Here is a 24,154-nt window from a genome sequence, read left to right as displayed (position 1 = left end):
GGGTCCGGGTCGTCGTACGGCCAGCGGCAGTGCGCGTACCTCGCGGGGAGTACGGGGCCGTGCCGGGGCTGCTTCCCGAGGACGGCGACGTACTGTCGACTTCTGTACCTACTAGTATGTACAGTGGCTGTATGAGCACCCCGGAGCGACTGATCGAGTCCACCCGCGAGCTGCTGTGGGAACGCGGCTACGTGGGCACCAGCCCCAAGGCGATCCTGGAGCGCGCGGGCGCCGGGCAGGGCAGCATGTACCACCACTTCAAGGGCAAGCACGACCTGGCGCTGGCCGCGATACGGCGCACCGCCGAGGAGCTGCGCGCCACTGCGGAGGGAGTACTCGCCGGCCCGGGAACGCCGTACGAACGCATCGAGGCGTATCTGCGGCGCGAACGCGATGTGCTGCGCGGCTGCCCGGTCGGCCGGCTGACCATGGACCCGGACGTCGTCGCCAGCGCCGAACTGCGCGCACCGGTCGACGAGACGCTCGACCGGATCCGTGAGCGGCTCGCCGGGATCGTCGAGGAGGGCAAGGAGCAGGGTCAGTTCGCGCCCTGGCTCGACGGCGAGGAGATCGCGGCGACGATCCTCGCGACCGTGCAGGGCGGCTACGTCCTCGCACGCGCCTCCGGCTCCCCCGCCGCCTTCGACACCGGCGTGCGCGGACTGCTCTCCCTGCTCGCCTCGCGCTCCACGACGACCGACCGGCCCGAGACCTGACGGGGAAGGACCACCCTCACGATGCACGCGATGCAGTACGAACTGACCCTGCCCGCCGACTACGACATGGGGGTGATCCGGGGCCGCGTGGCCCGGATCGGGCACCTGCTCGACGACTGGGAGGGGCTCGGTCTCAAGGCGTATCTGATGCGCGAGCGGGGGGTCGACGGCTCGCCGGTCAACCAGTACGGCCCGTTCTACCTGTGGAACACCGTGGAGGGCATGAACACCTTCCTGTGGGGAGGCGCCTTCCAGGGGCTGGCCAGTGACTTCGGGCGGCCCGTGGTGCGGCAGTGGACCGGCCTGGTCCACGAGGAGGGCGCCGCCGCGGACGCGTCCGCCGCCGTCGCCGTACGGCATCGTCGCCCCGTCCCCGAGGGCGTGGTGCTCGCGGACTTCATGGCGGAGGAGGTGGACGCGACCCGGCGGCTGGCCGCCCGGGACGGTGCGGTGCTCGCGGCAGCGGCGGTGGACACCAGCCGCTGGGAGCTGGTGCGCTTCTCGCTCTGGGCGCACCGGGAGCCCGCGGCCGAGGCGGCCGTGGGCGAGGGCCCGGGTGAGGGCGAGGTGTTCCAGGTCCTGCACGTGTCCCAGCCCGGGCGGAAGACGCTGCCGCGGGGGCGCCAGTGGTGATCGCCGTCCGTACGGTTCTCGGCGATGTCGCCCCCGGGGAGCTGGGCGTGACGGACGCCCACGACCACCTGTTCTTCCACAGTCCTCAGCTGCCCGGCCGGGAACTGGCCGACGCGGCGGCGGCGCGGGCGGAACTGGACGCGTTCCGCGCGGCGGGCGGACGGAGTGTGGTGCAGTGGACGCCGTACGGGCTGGGGCGCCGGGCCGCCGACCTGCCGCTGCTCTCCCGGGCGGCCGGGGTGCACCTGGTGTGCGCGACGGGGCTGCACCAGGCGGTCCACTACGACCAGGAGGAGCTCGCCGCGCTGCGCGGCCGGCTCGCGGAGGTCTTCGTCTCCGAACTGACCACGGGGATCGGCCCGTCGGGGGTCCGGGCCGGGCTCGTCAAGGTCGCCGGCGGTTTCCACGGCCTGGACGCGCACGCCCGCTGGACGATGAGAGCGGCGGCCGAGGCCCACCACGCCACGGGCGCGCCCGTCGCGGTCCACCTGGAGCTGGGTACGGCGGCCCTCGATGTACTGGACCTGCTGTGCGGCGAGTCGGAGATGCCGCCGCACCGGGTGATCCTCGGGCACCTCAACCGCTTCCCCGACCCCGTGGTGCAGCGCGAGGCGGCGCGGAGCGGCTGCTATCTCGCCTTCGACGGCCCGTCCCGCACCCACCACGCCACCGACTGGCGCATGCCCGAAGCGGTACGGGCCCTTGCCGAGGCCGGGTTCGGCCACCGGCTGCTGCTCGGCGGCGACACGGTGGTCGCGGGCGCGCGGTCGGTCGACGGCGGCCCCGGCATGCCGTACCTGCTGCGTCGGCTCCGTCCGCGACTCGCCGCCGAGCTCGGCACGGAGCTCGTCGACCGCATCCTCACGGACAACCCGGCCGCGGCGTTCGCCACCGACTGGCGCTGAGCACGGCCCGCCCACCGCGCCGGGTCGGCCGTCCGGCCCGATCCTGCGCAACCTTGGCCCGGGCCGATCTTCCCGAGGCCGCGCCCGGCCCGAGGATGGAAGGACCCGGCCACCGACAGGAGGAAAGGCGACGACCATGGCCCTGGAGATGCGCGACCACTGCGAACGCTGCGAGACCGCCGCCCTGCCGCCGGACGCACCGGCCCGGATCTGCTCCTACGAGTGCACCTTCTGCGTGCCCTGCGCCGAAGGAATGCACCACGTCTGCCCCAACTGCGGCGGCGAACTGGTCCCCAGACCCCGCCGCACCGCGGCCACCTGAAAGGAACCCCCGCCCATGCCCCTGGTCCGTATCGACGTCCTCGGGGCCGGCGCCGGCCGGCTCGACACGCTCGGCCGCGCGGTGCACGACGCCCTGGTCGAGACGCTCGGTGTCCCGCCCGACGACCGGTTCCAGGTGCTCACCGCCCACGACGGCACCCGCGGCACCCTGCGCTACGACGACTACCTCGGCGTGCACCGCGACGAGGGCATCGTCTACGTCGCGATCACCATGCGCTCCGGCCGCACCGACGCGCAGAAGCAGGCGCTGTACCGGCGCATCGCCGAACTCGCCGAGGCCTACGCCGGGACCGAGCCCCGCAACGTGTTCGTCACCGTCACCGAGAACGGGCCCGCCGACTGGTCGCTGGGCCACGGCGTGGCGCAGTACCTCGCCGGACGGTCCGCACCGGACAGGAGGGCCTGACCGCTTCCGGGGCGGCTCAGGCCAGTGCGCCCAGCGGGTCGTCCAGGACCGGCTGCCAGGCCATCTCGGCGGCGCCGACCAGGCTGTTGTGGTCCAGGGTGCAGGGCAGGATGGGGACACCGCCGCTGCGGCCCCACAGACTGCGGTCGGCGACGACCGCGCGCAGCCGGTCCGGGTCGGCGTCGAGCAGGGTGCGGTGCAGCCCGCCGAGGATGATCCGGTCCGGGTTGAGGATGTTCACCAGGCCCGCGAGGCCCAGGCCGAGGCGGTCGATCAGGGCCTCGGTGGCCGTGCGGACGGCCGGGTCGTCGTAGTGGTGCCGGATCAGGTCGTTGGCCTGCTGCAGTAGTGACACCTCCGGTCCCGGTTCGCGGCCCGCCGCGGTGAGGAAGGCCAGCGGGTCGGCCTCCACGTCGAGGCAGCCGCGGCTGCCGCAGTGGCAGGGGCGGCCCTCCGGGTTGACGGTGAGGTGGCCGACTTCGAGGGCCAGGCCCGAACTGCCGGTGTGCAGCCGCCCGTCCAGCACCAGCGCACCGCCCACGCCCCGGTGCCCGGTGGCCACGCACAGCAGGTCGCGGGCGCCGCGCCCGGCGCCGTGCCGGTGCTCGGCGAGCGCGGCGAGGTTGACGTCGTTGGCCGCGAACGCCGGGCCCGTGATCCCGGCCGCGCGCACGCACTCGGCGAAGAGCTCCCTCACGGGCGCGCCCGGGGGCCAGGCCAGATGGAGCGGGTTCAGCGCCAGACCCTCCGGTTCGGCGACCGCGGAGGGCACGGCGAGCCCGGCGCCGACGCAGCGGCGTCCGGTGCCGCGCAGCAGCTCGGCGCCGGCCTCGACGACGGAGCCGAGCACCTTGGCCGGGTCGGCGTCCACGGTCTCGCAGCCCGGCGCGGTCGCCACGATCCGGCCGCCCAGGCCCACCAGGGCCGCGCGGAAGCCGTCGGCGTGCACCTGCGCGGCCAGGGCGACGGGCCCGTCCTCGGCGACCGCGAGCCGGTGCGAGGGCCGTCCCTGCGAGCCGGCCGCCGCGCCCGGGCGGGCGTCCACCCGGATCAGGCCGAGCGCCTCCAGCTCGGCGGCGACCGCGCCGGCCGTGGCCCGGGTCACCCCCAACTCGGCGGTGAGCACGGCCCGGGTCGGGGCGCGCCCGGTGTGCACGAGCTCCAACGCGGGCCCGAGCGCACCGCGCCCCCGGTCCAGCCGCGTCCTGGAGGTGGTCCCTTCCCCCGCCGTCCGGGGGTCCGCCTTGCCGCTCATGAGGGGGAGTCTCCCATGATCCGCGGACCGGGCCGTCTACAGGCCGCTCACGCGGAGCGTGATGTTCAGCCGGCCGGTCAGCCCCAACTCGGGCGGTGCCGTGCCCGGATGGACCCGGGGCACGCCGTGGTACGCGAGCCGGGACGGGCCGCCGAAGACGAACAGGTCGCCGCTGCGCAGCTCGACGTCCGTGTACGGCCTGGCTCGGGTCTCGGTGTTGCCGAAGCGGAACACGCATGTGTCGCCGAGGCTGAGCGAGACGACGGGCGCGCCGGACTTCTCGTCGCTGTCGCGGTGCATGCCCATGCGGGCGTCGGCGTCGTAGAAGTTGATCAGCGCGATGTCGTACGCCGCCCCGGTGGCCGGCGCCGGTCCGAGCGCGTCGGTCACCGCGCGCCGCCCCAGCTCGCCCAGCCAGTCCGGGAACGGCTTGACCGGGGCACCGTCGCCGTCGACGACCGTGCGGGCGTAGGCGTACGGGTACCAGTGCTGGCCGAGGCAGACCTGCCGGGCGGTCATGGTGCCGCCGCCGGGCGTGCGGACCGTGCGCAGACCGGCCGGCGGGCGGGCCCACTCCCGGCAGGCCGCGAGCAGCTCGCGCTGACGTGCCCCGTCCAGCCAGTCCGGTACGTGCACCGCGCCCGGCGCGATCTCCGTACGGCTCCGGGGGAACAGCTCGGCGTCCATGGGTCCCATCCTGCCGGAACGGGCCTGAGCTGGGCCTCGGCTAGCCTGGACGGACGATGAACGACGGTATGACGACCCCCTGGGGCGAGCGCGCGCTGGCCCGGTTCCCGGAGGACCCGCGTGACCGGCTGCGTGCCTGGGACGCCTCCGACGAGTATCTGCTGCGGCACCTTGCCGCGGAGGCGACCGACCTGTCCGGCACGGTCGTGGTCGTCGGGGACCGCTGGGGCGCGCTGGTGACGGCGCTGGCCGAGCACGGTCCGGTGCAGATCACCGACTCGTTCCTCGGGCAGGAGGCGACGCGCAGGAATCTCGCCCGCAACGGTGTCGAGCCAGGTGCCGTACGGCTGCTCACCACGCAGGACCCGCCGCCCGGCCGGATCGACGTGCTGCTGGTGCGCGTCCCCAAGAGCCTCGCCCTGCTGGAGGACCAGCTGCTGCGGCTGGCGCCCGCGCTGCACGAGGGGACGGTCGTCGTCGGCACCGGCATGGTGAAGGAGATCCACACCTCCACGCTCGCGCTGTTCGAGCGGATCCTGGGCCCGACGCGGACCTCGCTCGCCGAGCGCAAGGCCCGGCTGATCCTGTGCACACCGGACCCGTCCCGCGACCGGCCCGCCAACCCGTGGCCGTACAGCTACGACCTGCCCGACGGGGTCGGCGCCGTCTCCGGCCGCAGGGTCGTCAACCACGCGGGCGTCTTCTGCGCCGACCGGCTCGACATCGGCACCCGCTTCTTCCTCGAGCACCTGCCCGAGGGCCGCGGGGCCCGCCGGGTGGTGGACCTGGGCTGCGGCAACGGAGTCGTCGGCACGGCGATGGCGCTGGCGAACCCCGAGGCCGAGGTGCTGTTCACGGACGAGTCGTTCCAGGCGGTGGCCTCGGCGGAGGCGACGTACAAGGCGAACGGGGTGCCGGAGCATGCCGAGTTCCGGGTCGGGGACGGTCTGTCCGGGGTGCCGGCCGGCAGCGTGGACCTGGTGCTGAACAACCCGCCCTTCCACTCGCACCAGGCGACCACGGACGCGACGGCCTGGCGGATGTTCACCGGGGCGCGGCGCGCGCTGCGCCCCGGCGGCGAGCTGTGGGTGATCGGCAACCGGCACCTGGGCTACCACGTCAAGCTGCGCCGGGTGTTCGGCAACAGCCGGCTGGTGGCCAGTGACCCGAAGTTCGTGGTGCTGAAGGCCGTCAAGCGGTAGGCGGCGCGGGCCGTCGGGCGGTGGGAGGCGCGGCGGGTGTGCCGACCACGCCGATGAGCCGTTCCACCTCCCGTGCCATCGCCTCCCGGCCCACGCCGAGGTACTTGCGGGAGTCGACCGCCTCGGGGTGGGCGGTGAGGAAGTCGCGGATCGCGCCGGTCATGGCGAGGTTCAGGGCGGTGCCGACGTTGATCTTGGCGAGGCCGCCGGCGACGGCCGCGGTCAGTTCGCCGTCGGGCACGCCGGAGGAGCCGTGCAGGACGAGCGGCACGTCCAGCGTGCCGGCCAGGCGCTTGACGAGGTCGTGGTCGAGGGCCGCGGTGCGCTCGGTCATGGCGTGGGAGTTGCCGATGGCCACGGCCAGGGCGTCCACGCCCGAGTCGGTGACGAACGCGTGCGCCTCGCCGGGGTCGGTGCGGGCGCCGGGGGCGTGGGCGTCCAGCGGCGGCCGGCCGTCCTTGCCGCCGACCTCCCCCAGCTCCGCCTCGATCCACAGTCCCTGGGCGTGTGCCCAGGCGGCGGCAGCCCGGGTCGCGGCGAGGTTCTCCGTGTACGGCAGCCGGGAGGCGTCGTACATCACGGAGCTGAAGCCGGCGCCGGGGGCCTGGCGCAGCAGATCGTCGCTCTGCACGTGGTCGAGGTGCAGGGCGACGGGCACGGCGGCACGTTCGGCGGCGGCGACGGCGGCGCGGGCGAGCGGCAGCAGCCGCCCGCCGCGGAACTTGACCGCGTTCTCGCTGACCTGGAGGACGACCGGCGCACCGGCCGCCTCCGCGCCGGCGACGACGGCCTCGATGTGTTCCAGCGTGATGATGTTGAAGGCGACGACGGCGGAGCGCGCGGCGGCGGCGCCGCCGACCAGCTCGCCGGTGGCTGCAAGCGGCACGGCCGGTCCTTTCCGAGTGGGGTCGGGGCGTCAGGGGGTGAGGATCACCGAGCGGGTCAGGTGGCGCGGCTGGTCGGGGTCGAGGCCGCGGGCCGCGGCGACGGCGACGGCGAGCCGCTGGGCGCGGACGAGTTCGGCGAGCGGGTCGAGTCCGCCGTCCACCCACAGCCCGCCGGTGGCGCGCACCTGGTCGGCGAGGCCCTCCGGCGCCCGGCCGAGCATCCAGGTCGCCGTGCCCTGCGTGGTGATGCTGATGGGGCCGTGCCGGTACTCCATCGCCGGGTAGGCCTCGGTCCACGAGAGTGAGGCCTCGCGCATCTTCAGGCCGGCCTCGTTGGCGAGGCCCACGGTCCAGCCTCGGCCCAGGAAGGTGAACTGCGTGCAGTCGACGAGCCCTTCGGGCAGGAGCTGGGACAGCGCGGTGCGGGCGTCGGCCACGACCGCGTCGGTGTGCAGGCCGAGGTGGGCCCGGAGCAGGGTGAGCGCGGTGGTCGCGAACCGGGTCTGCACCACGGAGCGTTCGTCCGCGTAGTCGAGGACGACGACGTCGTCGGCGGCCGACATGACCGGGGTGCCGGGGTCCGCGGTGACGGCCGTCGTACGTGTGCGGCCCTTCAACCGGTCCAGCACATCGAGCACTTCGGTGGTGGTGCCGGAGCGGGTGAGGGCCAGGACCCGGTCGTAGGAGCGCCCGTGCGGGAACTCGGAGGCGGCGAAGGCGTCGGTCTCGCCCTGCCCGGCGCCCTCGCGCAGCGCGGCGGCGGCCTGCGCCATGAAGTACGACGTACCGCAGCCGACGATCGCCACCCGCTCCCCCGGCGCCGGCAGCGCCCCGCCGTGTCCGGCGGCGTCGGCCGCGACACGGGTCCAGCACTCCGGCTGGCTGGTCAGCTCGTCCTCGACATGGCTCATGGCCACACCCTCCCGGGGCGATGATTGATTGTTCTTGCAAGATAACCGTGATTTTCGAGCAGAATCAAGCATTTGGCCCCGAGTCGGGTGCGCTAGGGTCACGGAGGGTCGAGGAACGGAGGCCGCGGATGTCGCGCGATGCCCGGTGGAAGTCGCTGCTGGAGCTGCTCGTCGAGCGCGGCCGGCTGGAGGTCGAGGAGGCGGCGGCCGAGCTGGGGGTGTCCGCCGCGACGATCCGGCGCGACTTCGACCAGCTCGCCGAGCAGCAGATGCTGGTCCGCACCCGGGGTGGCGCGGTCGTGCACGGCGTCTCCTACGAACTGCCCCTGCGCTACAAGACGGCCCGCCGCGCCTCCGAGAAGCAGCGGATCGCCAAGGCCGTGGCGGACCTGGTCGCACCCGGCGAGGCGGTGGGCCTGACCGGCGGCACGACGACGACGGAGGTGGCCCGCGCGCTGGCCGTGCGCGGCGACCTGGCCTCCGGCTCCCCGGCCCTGACGGTGGTGACGAACGCGCTCAACATCGCCAACGAGCTCGCCGTACGGCCCCAGTTCAAGATCGTGGTGACCGGTGGGGTCGCGCGCCCGCAGTCGTACGAGCTCATCGGCCCGCTGGCGGACGGGGTGCTCGGCCAGATCACGATCGACGTGGCGGTCCTCGGCGTGGTCGCCTTCGACGTCACCCACGGCGCGGCGGCCAACGACGAGGCGGAGGCGGCCATCAACCGGCTGCTGTGCGAACGCGCCGCACGCGTGGTCGTCGCCGCGGACTCCAGCAAGCTGGGCGGGCGAGCCTTCGCGCGCATCTGCCCGGCCGAGTCGGTGGACACCCTGGTCACGGACTCGGCGGCAGGGAAGGAGACGGTGCGCCGGTTCGAGGAGGCGGGCATCCGGGTCCTCACCGTCTGAGGACGCCCCTGCTGGTGAGGGCACGGCGTCAGGTGCGCAGGAAGCCCACACCGCGGCCGTCGTTGCAGCCGGAGGGCACCGCACGGTCCTCGGCGGGACCGCTCTGGTGGGCCTTGAGCGCCACGCTCGTCAGCGACAGGAGGAGATCGACGTCGGCCGACGCGTCCAGGCGGATCGTCACCCAGGACGAGCCCGGTACGACGCGGATGGCGGCGAAGCGCTTCAGGTCGCCCGCGAGACGGCGTATGGCCCGGTCGGTGAGGTGGAGATCGACGTCCCGGCCGGAGTGGAAGTGGGCGATCTCCCCGTGCGCCGAGCTGAGCGCCTGCCCGGTGCCGCAGCTCGGGGCCGCTTCCATCAGGTCGGGCCAGGTGGCCAGTTGGGCGAGGGCACGCGCCGCGAGCGTCATGGTCCCATCATGGCGCGCTCACCGCACGGCAACCGATGCGTGAGCGAGCCTTAACCGATCCGTGTCCAAAAGCGACGGCGTGCCGTCCGATCCACTCCGGCCCTTCCGGCTCCTGGTCTCCGGTGACCCGCATTTCCGGCGGCACCAGGAGCCTCTGATCGCTTCTGGGGGCACACTTGGATTAAGGGCCGTAGGTGGGCACGAGGGGGTGTCGAAGGTGACACGTCGTGCGGGAGTCTGGCTGTGGCGGTGGCGGCGCAGTCCACTCAGGCGGACCAGTGATGTCGTGGAGGCGTGGATCCTTCTCGTCGCCTGGGCCCTCGCCCTGGCGGGCGGACTGCTGGCGGGGGTGCTGACGGCGAGCGCCATGCAGCAGAGCGCGCAACGGGTGCGCGAGCAGAGCCGGCCCGTGTCGGCCGTCCTCACCCACGAGGCGGCGCAGGGTTCCGCCCGGCCGACGAGCAGCGCCCTGGCGTGGGGGACGGTGCGCTGGAGCGAACCGGACGGCTCGACGCACACGGACCGGGCCAGGGTCCCGGCCTCCGCGACGCCCGGCTCCCATGTCACGGTGTGGACGAACGGGCACGGCACGCTGACGTCGCCGCCCGCCTCCACGGCCGACACCGCCTTCCAGTCCGGGCTGGGCGGGCTGTGGGCGGGCGCCGCCACGGCCGGCCTCGTCATCGGCGGCGCCAAGTTGATCCAGAGCCGGCTCGACCGCCGCCGCTTCGACCAGTGGGCCGAGGAGTGGGCCCGGGTGGACACCTGGTGGGGCCGCAAGACGGGCTGACGGCCCCGGCAGAGCCGCCTTCAGCACGGCCGACGCCCGTCGGTCGCGGTGCCCCGCACGAAGATCCGCGTCACAGCGCTGTCCACGCCCGTCGGCGCCTGCGGCCCGCGCGCAGATCCGCGTCACAGCACCGTGCACACCCGGCGGCGCCATGCCCCACGCCCGCTGCCCCGACGGGCCGGCCGCAGCCTCACGCAACTCACCCCTTGTCCCCGGCCCGTCCCGTACCTAGCCTGACTTTGTGCCGCTTCTAAACAAAGTCCGTCCGCACAACGCCGTGCCGGACAACGCCCTCACACGACTCCGCGCCGCCCTGACCGCCTTCTTCGCCCTGGACGGCTTCGTCTTCGCCGGCTGGGTGGTCCGCATCCCGGCCGTCAAGCACCAGACCCACGCCTCCACCGGGGCGCTCGGTCTCGCCCTTCTCGGGGTGTCCGCCGGGGCCGTCGTCACCATGACCCTCACCGGCCGCCTGTGCCGCCGGTACGGCAGCCATCCGGTCACCGTCGTCTGCGCCGTCCTTCTCTCCCTCAGCGTCGCTCTGCCCCCGCTCACCCACTCCGCCTGGGCGCTGGGCGCGGTCCTGCTGGTCTTCGGTGCCGCGTACGGCGGCATCAACGTCGCCTTCAACAGCGCGGCCGTCGACCTGGTGGCCGCGCTGCGGCGGCCGATCATGCCGAGCTTCCACGCGGCCTTCAGCCTCGGCGGCATGGTGGGAGCCGGAGTCGGCGGATTCGTGGCCGGGCACCTGACCCCCACCCGCCATCTGCTGTGCCTGACGGTGATCGGCCTGCTCGTCACCGCCGTCGCCGGGCGCACGCTCCTGCGGCAGCCGCCGCCGCGACCGGCCGAGCGGGCGCAGGACCGGTCGGAGCCGCCGCATCCGCGGCGCCTGGACGGCCGTACCCGCGGTGTCGTCGTCGTCCTGGGCCTCATCGCGCTGTGCACGGCCTACGGCGAAGGGGCCATGGCCGACTGGGGCGCGCTCCACTTCCAGCAGGACCTGGGCGCCTCGCCGGGTGTCGCGGCGGCCGGCTACTCCTGTTTCGCCCTGGCGATGACGGTCGGGCGGCTGACCGGCAGCACCCTCCTCCAGCGGCTGGGCCGCACCCGCACGATCGTGGCCGGGGGTTCCACCGCCGCGGCCGGCATGCTGCTCGGCTGTCTCGCGCCGTCGGTGTGGGCGGCACTGCTCGGCTTCGCCGTCACGGGGGTCGGGCTCGCCAACCTCTTCCCGGTCGCCGTGGAACGCGCCGGCGCCCTGGCCGGTCCGAGCGGTGTCGCGGTCGCCTCCACACTCGGCTACGGCGGCATGCTCGTCGGCCCCCCGGCCATCGGATTCATGGCCGACTGGCTCTCCCTGCCGGCCGCGCTCACCAGCGTCGCCGTCCTGGCCGCGGTCGCCGCGGCGGTCGGATTCACCACCAGGCGGTCGACCGGCGGGTGACCGACGACGGCCCCCGCTCGCCCGCACGCGCCGCTCCGGTGCCGTACGGCGTGTCCCACCCGGCAGTCTCTGCGCTCACCGGCGCGATCCGTCCGGCAGACTTCCCCCATGAAGACTGCCGAGTTCCTTCAGGCGCTGGATCGGGAGGGCCGTCTGCTGGCCGCCGCGGCCGAGGAGGCGGGGACCGACGCCGTCGTGCCGACGTGTCCGGGCTGGCGGGTACGGGACCTGCTGGGGCACACGGGCGCGGTGCACGAGTGGGCCGCCGCCTTCGTCGCCGACGGGCACACGTCACCGCGCCCCATCGGGGACCCGCCCGAGCTCGACGGCACCGAGCTGGTGGCCTGGTACCGGGACAGCCACCGGCGACTCGTGGACATCCTGGCCGGGGCGCCGGCCGACGTGGAGTGCTGGACGTTCCACCCCGCGCCCCAGGAGCCACCGTCGCCCCTGGCCTTCTGGACCCGGCGGCAGGCGCACGAGACGGCCGTCCACCGCTACGACGCGGAGCAGGCGCGCGGCGCCGCGCCGACCACGATCGAGGGCGAGTTCGCCGTCGACGGCATCGACGAGCTGCTGCGCGGCTTCCACGCCCGCTCCAGGAGCCGGGTCCGCACCCCCGAGCCGCGCGTGCTCCGGGTGCGCGCCACGGGCACGACTGACGGCGCGGACACGGCCGGCAGCGCGGACGCGGTGTGGACCGTACGGCTCTCGGACGGTCCACCGGTCACGGTCCGGGACGCCTCCGCGGCGCCCGACGCCGAACTCTCCGGTCCGGCCGACCTGCTGTACCTGGCGCTGTGGAACCGGGTCCCGGTGCCGCACGTGACGGGCGACGGTTCGCTCGTCGCGCTGTGGCGGGAGACCTCGGCGATCGGCTGAGTCCGGGCCGGACGACGGTCCGGGACCGAGCCCGGTCCGGGTTCCGAGCCCGGTCCGGGTTCCGAGTCCGGTCCGGCGGGCGTGCGGCTCGCAGCGGGCGTGCGGCTGCCTCAGCCCAGCCAGCCGGGCCTGACCAGCCCCGACTCGTAGGCCAGGACGACCAGTTGGGCCCGGTCACGGGCGCCGAGCTTCACCATGGTGCGGCTGACGTGGGTCTTCGCGGTGAGCGGGCTGACCACCAGACGGCGGGCGATCTCCTCGTTGGACAGGCCGATACCGACCAGGGTCATGACCTCGCGTTCGCGCTCGGTGAGCCGGGCGAGGGCGTCGGCGGTGGCGGGCTCCTTGGAGCGGGCCGCGAACTCGGCGATCAGCCGCCGGGTGACTCCGGGGGACAGCAGGGCGTCGCCGCCGACCACCGCCCGTACCGCGCGCAGAAGTTCATCGGGTTCGGTGTCCTTGACCAGGAAGCCGGAGGCGCCCGAGCGGATCGCCTCGAAGACGTACTCGTCGAGTTCGAAGGTGGTGAGCATGACCACCTTGACGTCCTTCAGGCCGGGGTCCTCGGTGATGCGGCGGGTCGCGGCCAGGCCGTCCAGCGCCGGCATGCGGATGTCCATCAGCACCACGTCGGGGCGCAGTTCGCGCACCATGCGCAGGGCCTCCTCGCCGTCGGCGGCCTCCCCGGCGACCTCGATGTCCGGCTGCGCGTCGAGCAGTGCCCTGAAGCCGGCCCGCACCAGTGACTGGTCGTCGGCGAGAGTCACGCGGATCACCGGTCCTCCTCCTTGATCGTCAGCGGCAGCTCGGCGAGCACCCGCCAGCCGCCGTCGGGGCGCGGGCCCGCGTCGATGGTGCCACCGAGCGCGGCGGCCCGCTCACGCATCCCGGCCAGGCCGTTGCCGCTGCCGCCCGCGTCCGCGCCGGTCGCCGGGCCGTCGTCGTCGATGCGCAGCCTCAGCGTGTCGCCGTCGTGGTCGAGGCGCACGCGCGCGTTCCGGGAGCCCGAGTGCCGTACGACGTTGGTGAGGGCCTCCTGCACGATGCGGAAGGCGGCGAGGTCGGTGCCGGGCGGCAGCCGGGGTGGGGAGCCCTCCACCTCGACAGTGAGGCCGGCTCTCGCCGCCTGGTCCACGAGTTCGGGCAGCCGGCCCAGGCCGGGCGCCGGGGCGCGCGGGGCGGCGCCGGGGGCGCGCAGGGTGTCGAGCACCTGGCGCACCTCCCCCAGTGCCTCCTTGCTGGCGGCCTTGATGGTGGTCAGCGCGGTGCGCGCCTGCTCCGGGTCGGTGTCCAGGAGCGCGAGGCCGACGCCCGCCTGCACGTTGATGACGGAGATGCTGTGGGCGAGGACGTCGTGGAGTTCGCGGGCGATGCGCAGCCGTTCGGCGTCGGCGCGCCGCCGGGCCGCCTGGGCTCGCTCGGCGCGTTCCTTGGCCCACTGCTCGCGGCGGACCCGGCCCAGCTCGGAGACGGCGACGACGGCCACCACCCAGGTGGCGATGACGAGTTGCTGCCCCCAGGAGGAGGCGGTGTCGCCGGGCGGCGGCAGCCACCGGTAGAGCCAGAGCGCGATGAGCGCGTGCCCGGCCCACAGCAGGCCCACGGACGCCCAGGCGGCCCTGCGGTGCCCGGCGACGACGGCGCTGAAGCAGCTCACGGCGACGGCCAGGAACACCGGGCCGTACGGATATCCGGCGGCGAAGTAGGCCAGCGTGGCCACGGCCGTGCCGTACGCGACGAACACCGGGTGCCGCTTGCGCCACAGCAGCAGCCCGCAGGCCACGCCCAGCAGCGTGTACGCGTAGGGGTCGAGCGCCTCCCGGTTGCCGTGCTGGTTGTGGGCCGAGAAATGGGAGCCGATGAGCACGAAGGCGGTGAACAGCGCGGTGGAGACGACGGGCCAGTGGGCGCCCGGCGTCTCCTCCTCGTCGGTGCGGGACCACCACGGGGGCCCGTGCCGCCACCAGTGCGGCGGACCGCCCGGGCGCAGGCGCTGCTCTTCCATGACCGCCACGCTAGACGCCCCTCGCCGCCCGCGCGTCACTCCGGCGAGGTGATCACTCGTACTCCCCGGGAAGTACGGCCGCCGACGTGCCGCAGCGGCCGGACAGGGAGGTCAGAACCTCAGGCCCACCTCGTGGGCGAGCCGGACGGCCGCGTGCCGGAAGAACGGCGCGCGGTCCTCCACCACCCGGTGGAACTGGCCGAACACCTCGAAGCCGACCAGCCCGAACAGCTGCGCCCAGGCGGCGATGAGGGCGGCGACCACCGCGGGGGGCAGGTCGGGCGCGAGGTCGGCTCTCATCCGCTCGGCCTCCTCGCGCAGGTCGGCGGGGACCGAGGGCGCGGTCAGCGCAGCCCGTTCGTGGGCGTCGCGGGTGATGCCGATGAAGAGGAGGCCGACGCGGGCCGCCGACGGGACGGTCGTCTCCGGCGCGGTGTAGCCGGGCACGGGCGAGCCGTAGATGAGGGCGTACTCGTGCGGGTGGGCGAGGGCCCAGCCGCGCACCGCCTCGCACACGGCGGTCCAGCGCTCCAGGGGCCCCGTGTCGGCGACCGAGCGGTGCGCGGCCTCCGCGGCCTCGCCCAGCGAGTCGTAGGCGTCGATGATCAGAGCGGTGAGCAGGTCGTCACGGCTGGGGAAGTACCGGTACAGCGCGGAGGAGACCATGCCCAGTTCGCGGGCGACGGCACGTAGCGAGAGCTTCGCCGCGCCCTCCGCGGCGAGCTGTCTGCGCGCCGCGTCCTTGATCGCGGCGGTGATCTCCGTCCTGGCCCGGGCTCGGGCGCCTCGTGCGGTGCTCATGGAGGACAGTGTTCCACGTTTCCAGAGCACTGCACACAAAAGAGAGCACCGCTCTTGCTTTGACGCACCGATCTGCGCCACACTGAGGAAAGCGAGAGCACCGCTCACACTTTCCGCTTCCGGGAGGAAGTCATGTCCGCACACGTCCGCAAGCCCGGCTGGTTCACCGTCAACGTCCTCAACCGCGCGGTGGCCTGGACGGCCCGCCGCGGCCTCAGCGTCTGGGGTTCCCGAATCCTGGCGGTGCGCGGCCGCAAGAGCGGCGAGTGGCGGACCACCCCGGTGAACCTGCTGACCGTCGACGGACAGAAGTACCTGCTGGCGCCGCGCGGCCACGTCCAGTGGACGCACAACATGCGCGCGGCGGGCGGCGGCGAACTGCGCCTGGGCAAGCGGGTGGAGGTCTTCACCGCGACGGAGGTCGCCGACGACGACAAGGCGCCGCTGCTGCGCGCCTACCTCAAGCGCTGGAAGGCCGAGGTCGGGGTCTTCTTCGACGGCGTCGGCCCCGACTCCCCCGAGGCCGAACTGCGCCGCATCGCCCCGAACCACCCGGTCTTCCGCGTGACGGTCACGAACTGACCGTCACCGTCACGGACTGATCGCCGCTCACGAACCGACCGTGTCCCGCGCGGTCCGCTCGTCCTCGTCGGCGGGCGTGACCGACGCCGAGGGCCGCCGGTCCATGGCGGTCAGGGCGCGCTGTGCGACAGGGTGGGTACGGACCAGCTCGCCCAGCGAGGTCGAGCCCTGGGTGATCTCCTTGAACGCCCTCCAGGCGGGGCGGAAGCCGGTCAGGGCCGCGTGGAAGAGACCGGGACGGCGTTCGAAGACCGCGAGCATCCGCCGGCCGACGGCCATCTCGACGCCGAGCCCGGCCTTGATCGCGAACGCGTAGTTCAGGGCCTGGCGGCGGGCGTCCACCGCGTCGTGCGCCTCGGCGATCCGCACCGCCCACTCGCCCGCGAGCCGCCCGGAGCGCAGCGCGAACGAGATGCCCTCGCGCGTCCACGGCTCCAGCATCCCGGCCGCGTCCCCGCACACCAGCACCCGTCCGCGCGACAGCGGCGAGTCCTCTGCGCGGCAGCGGGTCAGGTGCCCGGAGGAGATGCTCGGCTCGAAACCGGCCAGGCCGAGGCGGGCGATGAAGTCCTCCAGGTACCGCTTGGTGGCGGCGCCTTCGCCGCGGGCCGAGATCACCCCGACCGTCAGCGTGTCCCCCTTGGGGAACACCCAGCCGTAACTGCCCGGGATCGGGCCCCAGTCGATCAGGACCCGTCCGCGCCAGTCCTCGGCCACGGTCTCGGGCACCGGGATCTCCGCCTCCAGGCCGAGGTCCACCTGGTCCAGCTTCACACCGACATGGGCGCCTATGCGGCTGGCGCTGCCGTCGGCGCCGACCACGGCGCGCGCGAGGACCGTCTCGCCACCCTGGAGGACCACGGCGACCGTGCGCCGGTCCGGCACCGCCGAGCCGTGCTGCTCGACCCGCACCACGGTCGCGCCGGTGCGCAGCTCGGCACCCGCCTTCTGCGCGTGCTCGACCAGCTGCTGGTCGAACTCGGGCCGGTTGATCAGCCCGAACAGCATCTGCTTGGAGCGGCGGGTGCGGGTGAAGCGGCCGTTGTTCGAGAACGTCACCGCGTGCACCCGGTCCTTCAGCGGAAGCTCGAAGCCCGGCGGCAGGGAGTCGCGCGACGGGCCGATGATCCCGCCGCCGCACGTCTTGTAGCGCGGCAGCTCCGCCTTCTCCAGCAGCAGCACGCGCCGTCCCGCGACCGCCGCCGCGTAGGCGGCCGAGGCCCCCGCGGGTCCCGCGCCCACCACGACGACGTCCCACACCCGCCGCACGTCGTCCGCCGAAGAGTTCTCGCTGCTCACGATGGTCCACCGCTCCAGATCAAGCCGGCTGCCGCTGCTGTCCCCCGCATCCTACGGCGGCCGTCGCCGGGGTCCGCTGTGGGAGGATCGGCTGCGTATGCGCCCCGCCCACCGGGACGCGCCTACGCTGACACGATCATCTTCGAACACAGAAGTGCTCGGACGTACCGCCCAGGTGCGCACCGGCACCACGTCGCACCCACAAGGAGCGTGCCCATGTCGTCGAATCCGGTCGCCGAGACCGTCGCCTCCCTGATGCCCAGGGCCAAGGCGGAGCTCGCCGAACTGGTGGCCTTCAAGTCGGTGGCGGACTTCGACCAGTACCCGAAGAGCGAGAGCGAGGGCGCCGCGAACTGGGTCGCGGACGCGCTGCGCGCCGAGGGCTTCACCGACGTGGCACTGCTCGACACCCCCGACGGCACCCAGTCCGTGTACGGCTACCTGCCCGGCCCCGAGGGCGCGAAGACGGTCCTGCTGTACGCCCACTACGACGTGCAGCCGCCGCTGGACGAGGCCGCCTGGGCCACCCCGCCCTTCGAGCTGACCGAGCGCGACGGCCGCTGGTACGGACGCGGCAGCGCCGACTGCAAGGGCGGGGTCATCATGCACCTGCTCGCGCTGCGCGCCCTGAAGGCGAACGGCGGCATACCGGTCAGCGTCAAGGTGATCGCCGAGGGCTCGGAGGAGATGGGCACCGGCGGCCTGGAGCGCTACGCCGAGGAGCACCCCGAACTCCTGAAGGCCGACACCGTCGTGATCGGCGACGCCGGCAACTTCCGTGTGGGCCTGCCCACCGTCACCACCACCCTACGCGGCATGACCCTCGTCCGCGTCCAGGTCGACACCCTCGAGGGCAACCTGCACTCCGGCCAGTTCGGCGGCGCCGCCCCGGACGCGCTCGCGGCGCTGGTCCGCGCCCTGGACTCGCTGCGCGCCGAGGACGGCTCCACGACGGTCGACGGCCTGGACGGCGACTCGGCGTGGGACGGCCTTCAGTACGACGAGGAGCAGTTCCGCAAGGACGCCAAGGTGCTCGACGGGGTGGAGCTGATCGGCTCCGGCACGGTCGCCGACCGGATCTGGGCCCGCCCGGCGGTCACGGTCCTCGGCATCGACTGCCCGCCGGTCGTCGGCGCCACGCCGTCCGTGCAGGCCGGCGCCCGCGCGCTGATCAGCCTCCGGGTGCCGCCGGGCGTCGACGCGGTCGAGGCCACCAAGCTGCTCCAGGCCCACCTGGAGGCGCACACGCCGTGGGGCGCCCGGGTGCACACCGAGCAGATCGGCCAGGGCCAGGCCTTCCGCGCCGACACCACGAGCCCCGCCTACCAGGCGATGGCCGACGCGATGGCGGTCGCCTACCCGGGCCAGGAGATGCAGTACGCCGGGCAGGGCGGCTCCATCCCGCTGTGCAACACGCTCGCCGCACTCTACCCGCAGGCCGAGATCCTGCTCATCGGCCTGAGCGAGCCGGAGGCGCAGATCCACGCCGTGAACGAGAGCGTCTCTCCGGAGGAACTCGAGCGGCTGTCGGTCGCCGAGGCGCTGTTCCTGCGCAACTACGCGGCGGGCTGAGCGACACTCCGCTCTGCCCACGGCAGAGGGCCCTCGACCCCGCTGGGGGCCCTCCCTAGGGTCGTGGCATGGACGTCGTAGAGCTCCTTCCGCGGCTTCACCTGCTGCGCTTCCCCGTGGGACAGGCCTACCTCTGGCGCGACGGCGACGAGCTGACCCTCGTGGACGCCGGGGCGAAAGGCGCGGGCGCGCCGATCGCCGAGGCGATCAAGGCCCTGGGCCGGGACCCCGCCGACGTACGGCGGATCGTGCTCACCCACTTCCACGAGGACCACGCGGGCGGAGCGGCCGAGGTGGCCGGACTGTGCGGGGCCGAGGTGCTGGCCCACCGCCTGGACGCGCCGGTCGTCCGCGGCGAGGTGCCGGGGCCGCCGCCGGTCTTCGAGGACTGGGAGCGGCCCCTCCACGCCAGAGCCCTCGAGCAGCTGCCCGAGGGCGAGCCGTCGCGCCCGAAGCAGGTGACCGAACTGTCCGACGGCGACGTGCTCGACTTCGGCGGCGGCGCCCGCGTGGTCCACGCCCCCGGTCACACCCACGGCAGCATCGCCGTCCATCTCCCGGCCCACGGTGTGCTGTTCACCGGCGACGCGGTCGCCGCCTCGCCGGTGGACGGAGCGGTCGTGCTCGGCGTGTTCAACCTCGACCGGGCGCAGGCGATCGCCTCCTTCCGACGGCTCGCCGCGCTCGACGCGGAGATGGCCTGCTTCGGCCACGGCGATCCGGTGACCGCACGGGCCGGCCGGGCGCTGCGGGAATCGGCGGACCGGTACCGGACGCCCGGCTGAGAAGGGGGCATGCCCCTCGCGAACACCGTCGCCGGGCGCTTCCGGGGTGTCAGCCGCCGACCGGGACACCTGCCTCCAGGTAGACCGCCGCGCCGCGCTCACGCGCCCGCAGCGCCCAGCGCAGCCGTTCGTAGCGGACGGGCGGCAGCAGCCTGGCGGCCTCCTGCTCGGTGACGAACCGGCAGTCGCGCAGCTCGGGCCCGGGCAGCAGCAGACGGCCGGCCGCCGCGGAGTCCAGCCGTCCGCCGTCGAAGAGCAGCCGCAGACCGCCGAAGGCGGGCGGCGCGGGCCGTTCCCAGTCGACGACGAGCAGCCGGGGCACCTCGTCCAGCCGCAGCCCGGTCTCCTCGGCGACCTCGCGCATCCCCGCGCGGGCCGGGGCCTCGCCGGGTTCGACGACCCCTCCGGGGAACTCCCAGCCGGGCTTGTAGGTGGGGTCGACGAGCAGCACACGGTCCTGCTCGTCGAAGAGGAGCACGCCGGAGGCGACGGTCTCCGCGGTGGGCTCCGGCGTCTGCACGATGTCGCAGACGGGTACGGCGCCGCTGCCGACGGCCTCGGCGATGCGGACGGCCGTCTCGTACGGGGTGAGGGCGCCGGTGTCGACGAGGTGGGCGTCGGCGGTCAGCCAGGAGGCGAGGGCGGCGCGGTAGGGCTCGATGTGGTCGTAGGCCCACTGACGTGTCCGCGTCTCGCCGTCGGGCAGGTCGGGTGGCACCTCGCGGCCGGCTATCCGCTCCCGCAGGATCGTTTCCGCCGGGGCGAGGAGGACGTGCCGGACGCCGATCCGGCGGGCGGCGAGGCCGCCGAAGATCTCGTCGCGGTACTCCTGACGCAGCAGGGTCATGGGAACCACGAGGGTGCCGCCCAGCTCGGCGAGCATCGCCGCCGCCGTGTCGATCACCAGCCGGCGCCAGATCGGCAGGTCCTGGAAGTCGCCGACCTCGGCGAGGTGCTTGGGCGGCAGGAGGTGGTGCGTGAGCATGCCGCCGATGATCTCGGGGTCGAAGAGCGTGCTGTTCGGGATCAGGTCGATCAGTTCCCGTGCGGTGGTGGACTTCCCCGCACCGAACGAGCCGTTGATCCAGACGACGGTCACAGGTCCCCCTCTTCTGTTGGCCCCCTGTGGCTTGCCCGCTTCACCCTGCCACGGAAACCAGGCCCAGTTGAGGGCGCGGACACGCCACGGCGCCGGCACCCCCGCGAGGGGGCGCCGGCGCCGCCGTCCGTGTCCGGACCGGCCTCAGGCGTCCTGCCCCAGGGGGCCGTCGCCGAGGTCGAGGCTGTCCTGGCTGACGAGGTGGTCCATCGTGCCCACGGTGTCCTTGACGTTCAGATCCTCCAGGGCGCCGCGGTCGGCGGCGTGCGAGGGGGTGACGGCGGCCACCACGAAGCCGGTGGCGAGGGAGGCGAGGGCGAGCATGCTGCGCTTCTTCATGGCCGGTTCAACTGCGTCGGCCCGGCGGAGGTCACGCACCCCGTCGACGGCGGCGCGTTGCTGACAGGAACCCTCCGCTTGAACGGTATCGAACAGATCGGCCGCGCCCCTTCCAACAGAGTTCGACAGGTTCTAACGTAAGCGCGCTTCAATGATGCGAACATGACGTCACTGCCCACCTCGTCCTCGCGAGTTCGGAGGAACGCTCCCATGCGCCACCCGCACACGCGCACGATCCGCCGAAGAGTGCTCGGCACCCTCACCGCGGGACTGCTGTGTACGGCCGGACTGGCCGTACCCGTCGTCGCGGCCCCCGTCCAGTCCGGCGCCACGCCCGTCGAAGACGCGGCGACGCCCGCCCTCGCCGACGGGCTCGCCCTCACCCCGCCGATGGGCTTCAACAACTGGAACTCCACGCACTGCCGTGCCGACTTCAACGAGTCCATGGTCAAGGGCATCGCCGACCTCTTCGTCGACAAGGGCCTGAAGGCCGCCGGATACCAGTACGTCAACCTCGACGACTGCTGGGCCCTGCCGAGCCGGGACGCCGACGGCAAGCTCGTCCCCGACCCGGTCCGCTTCCCGAACGGGATCAAGGCGGTCGCCGACTACGTGCACTCCAAGGGGCTCAAGCTCGGCATCTACACCAGCGCGGGCACCAAGACGTGCAACAGCGCCGGCTTCCCGGGCGCCCTCGGTCACGAGTACAGCGACGCGCAGCAGTTCGCCGACTGGGGCGTCGACTACCTCAAGTACGACAACTGCAACAACCAGGGTGTGGACGCCAAGCAGCGCTACACCACCATGCGGGACGCCCTCGAGGCGACCGGCCGGCCCATCGTCTACAGCATCTGCGAGTGGGGGCAGAACAAGCCCTGGGAGTGGGCGTCGGACGTCGGACACCTGTGGCGCACCACCGGTGACATCAGCGACAGCTGGGGCTCGATGCTGTCGATCCTGAAGCAGAACCTGCCGCTCGCCCCGTACGCCGGTCCCGGCCACTGGAACGACCCGGACATGCTGGAGGTCGGCAACGGCGGCATGACCGACACCGAGTACCGCACGCACTTCTCGATGTGGTCGGTCATGGCGGCGCCGCTCCTCATCGGCTCGGACCTGCGCAAGGCCTCCCCGGCGACCTTCGACATCCTGGCCAACAAGGAGGTCATCGCCGTCGACCAGGACCCCCTGGGCAAGCAGGGCGCCGTCGTCTCCTCCGAGGGCGGACGCTGGGTGGTCGCCAAGGAGATGAAGGACGGCAGCCGCGCGGTGGCCCTGTTCAACGAGACCGGCGCCCCGCAGCGCATCGCCACCACCGCGCGGGCCGTGGGACTGCCCGACGCGGACGCCTACACCCTGCGCGACCTGTGGCAGCACCGGAGCTACAACACCGCCGGCGCGATCTCGGCCACCGTCCCGGCCCACGGCACGATCCTCGTCCGGGTGTCGGCGGACCCGCGCTGGGCCGAGAACCCGCCCGCCGTCGAACTCGGCCTGAGCGGCAGCCCGCTGATCCAGGCGGGCAAGCCCGCCGGCCTGACCACCACGGTCACCGACCTGGGCCGCACACCGGCCACCCGCGTCAGCGTGTCGCTGAGCGGCCCGGAGGGCTGGACGGTGCGGGCCCAGTCCCCGACGACCGCCCTCGTCGTACCGACCGGCAGGGCACTGCGCACCGCGTGGACGGTCACGGCGCCGCCCGGCACACCCACGGGCTCGTACGACCTGACGCTGAAGGCGACTCACCGCTCCCCGACCGGCGAACGCGTCGACAGCACCCTGCCGCTCAGCGCGTCCGTGGTGGTACCGCCGCCCGCCGGAACGTCGTACCTCGGTGACCTGCCCTGGCTGTCGGCGACCAACGGCTACGGTCCCGTGGAGCGCAACACGAGCAACGGCGAGAGCGCCGCGGGCGACGGCCATCCGATCACCATCGGCGGTGTGGTGTACGCCAAGGGGCTCGGCGTCCATGCCCAGAGCGACGTGGAGTACTACACCGGCGGGGCGTGCACCAAGGTCACCGCGGACGTCGGCGTCGACGACGAGAAGGGCGCCAAGGGCACCGTCGCCTTCGAGATCTGGGCGGACGGCACCAAGGCCGCCTCGACCGGCGTCCTCACCAACGCCATGCCCGCCCAGCCGATCACGGCGGACGTCACCGGGGCGCAGGTGATCCGGCTCGTCGTCACCAACGGCGGCGACAACACCGACTCCGACCACGCGGACTGGGCGAACGCGCAGCTCAGCTGCTGAGGCACCCGACAGTCTGCGTGCGGGACCCGGCCGAGAAGGGCGGGTCCCGTGCGGGGCCTCCGCGGCGGTCGTCGCCGTCAGACGCCGGCGGCCGTGGTGTTCGCCCGGGCCTCCAGGGCCGCCGCGGCGGCTCCCACCAGGCCGGCGTCGGTGCCCATGCGGGCCGGGACGACGGTCAGGTGCCGGACGAAGGAGAGGGTCGCGTAGTCGGCGAGGGCCTGGCGCAGAGGGGCGAGGAGCACGTCGCCCGCCTTGCCCACTCCCCCGCCGATCACCGCGATGTCGATCTCGACGAGAGTCGCGGTCGCGGCGATGCCCGCGGCCAGGGCCCGGGCGGCACGCTCGAAGGAGGCCACGGCCACCGCGTCCCCGGCGCGCGCGGCGGCGGCCACCGCGGCGGCCGAGGTGTCACCGTCGGGACCCGGGCGCCAGCCGTTCTCGAGAGCCCTGCGGGCGATGTTCGGGCCGCTGGCGATGCGCTCGACGCAGCCGCGTGAGCCGCACGGGCACGGGTCGCCGTCCAGGTCGACGCTGATGTGGCCGATGTGGCCGGCGTTGCCCGTCGGCCCGGGGTGCAGCCGGCCGCCCAGGACCAGGCCGCCGCCCACGCCGGTGGAGACCACCATGCACAGCGCGTTGTCGTGGCCGCGGGCGGCGCCCTGCCAGTGTTCGGCCGCCGTGATGGCCACGCCGTCACCGATCAGCACCACGGGCAGCCCTCCCGTGGCGGCCCGGGCCCGCTCGACGAGCGGATAGTCGCGCCAGCCCGGCACGTTGACGGGGCTGACCGTGCCGGCGGAGGCGTCCACCGGGCCCGCGCTGCCGATGCCGAGGGCCCGGGCCCTCCCCCACAGCGGCGTCGCGGCCAGTTCCCCCAGCACGTCCTCCACGGCCCGCATCACGGTGTCGCCGTCCTCCTGCGCGGGCGTGGCGCGCTGCGCGCGCACCAGGATGCTGCCGTGGCCGTCCACCAGCGCTCCGGCAATCTTGGTGCCGCCGATGTCGAGCGCCGCCACGAGGTCGGTGTGCATCTGAGTCA

At 73.8% G+C, this 24,154-nt stretch carries 26 protein-coding genes; 14 read left to right on the top strand and 12 right to left on the bottom strand.

Going from position 1 to position 24,154, the window contains the following annotated elements; all coding sequences use genetic code 11:
- The first annotated feature begins 116 nt into the window (after positions 1–116).
- From IE318_RS02990 to IE318_RS02970, 5 genes are all read left to right on the top strand, one after another.
- Entirely contained in the window at positions 117–716 is a 600-nt protein-coding gene (locus tag IE318_RS02990) for a TetR/AcrR family transcriptional regulator (protein ID WP_189895966.1), read from the top strand.
- Between the two features lie 21 nt (positions 717–737).
- Positions 738–1,349 carry a DUF4865 family protein gene (locus IE318_RS02985; protein ID WP_189895964.1) on the top strand — a complete coding sequence of 204 codons (612 nt, stop codon included), beginning with the start codon at positions 738–740 and terminating at the stop codon, positions 1,347–1,349.
- Positions 1,346–2,254 (top strand): phosphotriesterase family protein, encoded by a 909-nt coding sequence (locus IE318_RS02980; RefSeq protein WP_189895961.1) that lies wholly within the window; start codon positions 1,346–1,348, stop codon positions 2,252–2,254. The genes IE318_RS02985 and IE318_RS02980 overlap by 4 nt, the downstream gene beginning before the upstream one ends.
- Positions 2,255–2,390: 136 nt before the next feature.
- Positions 2,391–2,576, top strand: coding sequence for a DUF1272 domain-containing protein (locus IE318_RS02975; RefSeq protein ID WP_189895959.1), 186 nt, complete (start codon positions 2,391–2,393; stop codon positions 2,574–2,576).
- A 15-nt stretch (positions 2,577–2,591) separates the two neighbouring features.
- Entirely contained in the window at positions 2,592–3,002 is a 411-nt protein-coding gene (locus IE318_RS02970) for a tautomerase family protein (protein WP_189895957.1), read from the top strand.
- A gap of 16 nt (positions 3,003–3,018) precedes the next feature.
- Here the strand turns inward: IE318_RS02970 and IE318_RS02965 are convergent, their stop codons facing one another.
- Both IE318_RS02965 and IE318_RS02960 read right to left on the bottom strand, forming a co-directional pair.
- A complete protein-coding gene (locus IE318_RS02965; RefSeq protein ID WP_030164399.1) occupies positions 3,019–4,257 on the bottom strand; it encodes an ROK family protein in 1,239 nt (412 codons plus the stop codon).
- A gap of 36 nt (positions 4,258–4,293) precedes the next feature.
- On the bottom strand, positions 4,294–4,944 hold the full coding sequence (locus IE318_RS02960) for an alpha-ketoglutarate-dependent dioxygenase AlkB family protein (protein WP_189895954.1): 651 nt from the start codon (positions 4,942–4,944) through the stop codon (positions 4,294–4,296).
- 68 nt (positions 4,945–5,012) lie between these two features.
- Between IE318_RS02960 and IE318_RS02955 the strand changes: the two genes are divergently transcribed.
- Positions 5,013–6,146 carry a methyltransferase gene (locus IE318_RS02955; RefSeq protein ID WP_189896422.1) on the top strand — a complete coding sequence of 378 codons (1,134 nt, stop codon included), beginning with the start codon at positions 5,013–5,015 and terminating at the stop codon, positions 6,144–6,146.
- Here the strand turns inward: IE318_RS02955 and IE318_RS02950 are convergent.
- Both IE318_RS02950 and IE318_RS02945 read right to left on the bottom strand, forming a co-directional pair.
- Complete coding sequence (locus IE318_RS02950; protein ID WP_189895952.1) at positions 6,136–7,032, bottom strand: ketose-bisphosphate aldolase; 897 nt, start codon at positions 7,030–7,032, stop codon at positions 6,136–6,138. The two genes, IE318_RS02955 and IE318_RS02950, sit on opposite strands and share 11 nt — an antisense overlap.
- Positions 7,033–7,062: 30 nt before the next feature.
- A complete protein-coding gene (locus IE318_RS02945; RefSeq protein ID WP_189895949.1) occupies positions 7,063–7,944 on the bottom strand; it encodes an SIS domain-containing protein in 882 nt (293 codons plus the stop codon).
- Positions 7,945–8,072: 128 nt separating this feature from the next.
- Here IE318_RS02945 and IE318_RS02940 point away from each other — a divergent pair, with 128 nt between their 5' ends.
- Positions 8,073–8,852 (top strand): DeoR/GlpR family DNA-binding transcription regulator, encoded by a 780-nt coding sequence (locus tag IE318_RS02940; protein WP_030164383.1) that lies wholly within the window; start codon positions 8,073–8,075, stop codon positions 8,850–8,852.
- Between the two features lie 28 nt (positions 8,853–8,880).
- Here the strand turns inward: IE318_RS02940 and IE318_RS02935 are convergent, their stop codons facing one another.
- Positions 8,881–9,261, bottom strand: a complete 381-nt coding sequence (locus IE318_RS02935) for a luciferase domain-containing protein (protein WP_030164380.1) — start codon at positions 9,259–9,261, stop codon at positions 8,881–8,883.
- 208 nt (positions 9,262–9,469) lie between these two features.
- Between IE318_RS02935 and IE318_RS02930 the strand changes: the two genes are divergently transcribed.
- From IE318_RS02930 to IE318_RS02920, 3 genes are all read left to right on the top strand, one after another.
- The gene (locus tag IE318_RS02930; RefSeq protein ID WP_444546213.1) at positions 9,470–10,051 is read left to right on the top strand and encodes an Rv1733c family protein; all 582 of its coding nucleotides are present in this window, start codon (positions 9,470–9,472) and stop codon (positions 10,049–10,051) included.
- Positions 10,052–10,328: 277 nt separating this feature from the next.
- The gene (locus IE318_RS02925) at positions 10,329–11,498 is read left to right on the top strand and encodes an MFS transporter (protein WP_189896421.1); all 1,170 of its coding nucleotides are present in this window, start codon (positions 10,329–10,331) and stop codon (positions 11,496–11,498) included.
- A gap of 108 nt (positions 11,499–11,606) precedes the next feature.
- Positions 11,607–12,380, top strand: a complete 774-nt coding sequence (locus tag IE318_RS02920) for a maleylpyruvate isomerase family mycothiol-dependent enzyme (protein WP_189895947.1) — start codon at positions 11,607–11,609, stop codon at positions 12,378–12,380.
- A 110-nt stretch (positions 12,381–12,490) separates the two neighbouring features.
- Here IE318_RS02920 and IE318_RS02915 read toward each other — a convergent pair whose 3' ends face one another.
- The 3 genes from IE318_RS02915 to IE318_RS02905 form a co-directional block, all read right to left on the bottom strand.
- On the bottom strand, positions 12,491–13,156 hold the full coding sequence (locus IE318_RS02915) for a response regulator (protein ID WP_189895944.1): 666 nt from the start codon (positions 13,154–13,156) through the stop codon (positions 12,491–12,493).
- Positions 13,153–14,385, bottom strand: a complete 1,233-nt coding sequence (locus IE318_RS02910) for a sensor histidine kinase (RefSeq protein ID WP_189895941.1) — start codon at positions 14,383–14,385, stop codon at positions 13,153–13,155. Before IE318_RS02910 ends, IE318_RS02915 begins: the two co-directional genes overlap by 4 nt.
- A 111-nt stretch (positions 14,386–14,496) precedes the next feature.
- A complete protein-coding gene (locus tag IE318_RS02905) occupies positions 14,497–15,186 on the bottom strand; it encodes a TetR/AcrR family transcriptional regulator (protein ID WP_189895939.1) in 690 nt (229 codons plus the stop codon).
- Between the two features lie 132 nt (positions 15,187–15,318).
- Between IE318_RS02905 and IE318_RS02900 the strand changes: the two genes are divergently transcribed.
- Positions 15,319–15,768, top strand: coding sequence for a nitroreductase family deazaflavin-dependent oxidoreductase (locus IE318_RS02900; protein WP_030164360.1), 450 nt, complete (start codon positions 15,319–15,321; stop codon positions 15,766–15,768).
- A gap of 27 nt (positions 15,769–15,795) precedes the next feature.
- On the opposite strand, the gene IE318_RS02895 is transcribed toward IE318_RS02900, so the two are convergent.
- Positions 15,796–17,067 carry a geranylgeranyl reductase family protein gene (locus IE318_RS02895; RefSeq protein WP_189895937.1) on the bottom strand — a complete coding sequence of 424 codons (1,272 nt, stop codon included), beginning with the start codon at positions 17,065–17,067 and terminating at the stop codon, positions 15,796–15,798.
- A 216-nt stretch (positions 17,068–17,283) separates the two neighbouring features.
- Here IE318_RS02895 and IE318_RS02890 point away from each other — a divergent pair, with 216 nt between their 5' ends.
- Positions 17,284–18,639, top strand: a complete 1,356-nt coding sequence (locus IE318_RS02890) for a dipeptidase (protein ID WP_189895935.1) — start codon at positions 17,284–17,286, stop codon at positions 18,637–18,639.
- A gap of 68 nt (positions 18,640–18,707) precedes the next feature.
- Positions 18,708–19,424, top strand: coding sequence for an MBL fold metallo-hydrolase (locus tag IE318_RS02885; protein ID WP_189895932.1), 717 nt, complete (start codon positions 18,708–18,710; stop codon positions 19,422–19,424).
- A 49-nt stretch (positions 19,425–19,473) separates the two neighbouring features.
- Here the strand turns inward: IE318_RS02885 and IE318_RS02880 are convergent, their stop codons facing one another.
- Positions 19,474–20,523 (bottom strand): NUDIX hydrolase, encoded by a 1,050-nt coding sequence (locus tag IE318_RS02880; RefSeq protein WP_030164348.1) that lies wholly within the window; start codon positions 20,521–20,523, stop codon positions 19,474–19,476.
- A gap of 144 nt (positions 20,524–20,667) precedes the next feature.
- Positions 20,668–20,862, bottom strand: coding sequence for a hypothetical protein (locus tag IE318_RS02875; RefSeq protein WP_030164347.1), 195 nt, complete (start codon positions 20,860–20,862; stop codon positions 20,668–20,670).
- 210 nt (positions 20,863–21,072) lie between these two features.
- Here IE318_RS02875 and IE318_RS02870 point away from each other — a divergent pair, with 210 nt between their 5' ends.
- Positions 21,073–23,115, top strand: a complete 2,043-nt coding sequence (locus tag IE318_RS02870) for an NPCBM/NEW2 domain-containing protein (protein WP_189895929.1) — start codon at positions 21,073–21,075, stop codon at positions 23,113–23,115.
- A gap of 77 nt (positions 23,116–23,192) precedes the next feature.
- Here the strand turns inward: IE318_RS02870 and IE318_RS02865 are convergent, their stop codons facing one another.
- Positions 23,193–24,146, bottom strand: a complete 954-nt coding sequence (locus IE318_RS02865; RefSeq protein WP_189895926.1) for an ROK family protein — start codon at positions 24,144–24,146, stop codon at positions 23,193–23,195.
- Between the last annotated feature and the right edge of the window lie 8 nt (positions 24,147–24,154).

It is taken from the genome of Streptomyces spiralis (genome assembly GCF_014654675.1).
Lineage (GTDB): Bacteria > Actinomycetota > Actinomycetes > Streptomycetales > Streptomycetaceae > Streptomyces > Streptomyces spiralis.
The sequence above is the reverse complement of the archived record's forward strand: the minus strand, read 5'-3'. Positions and strand labels throughout refer to the sequence as shown.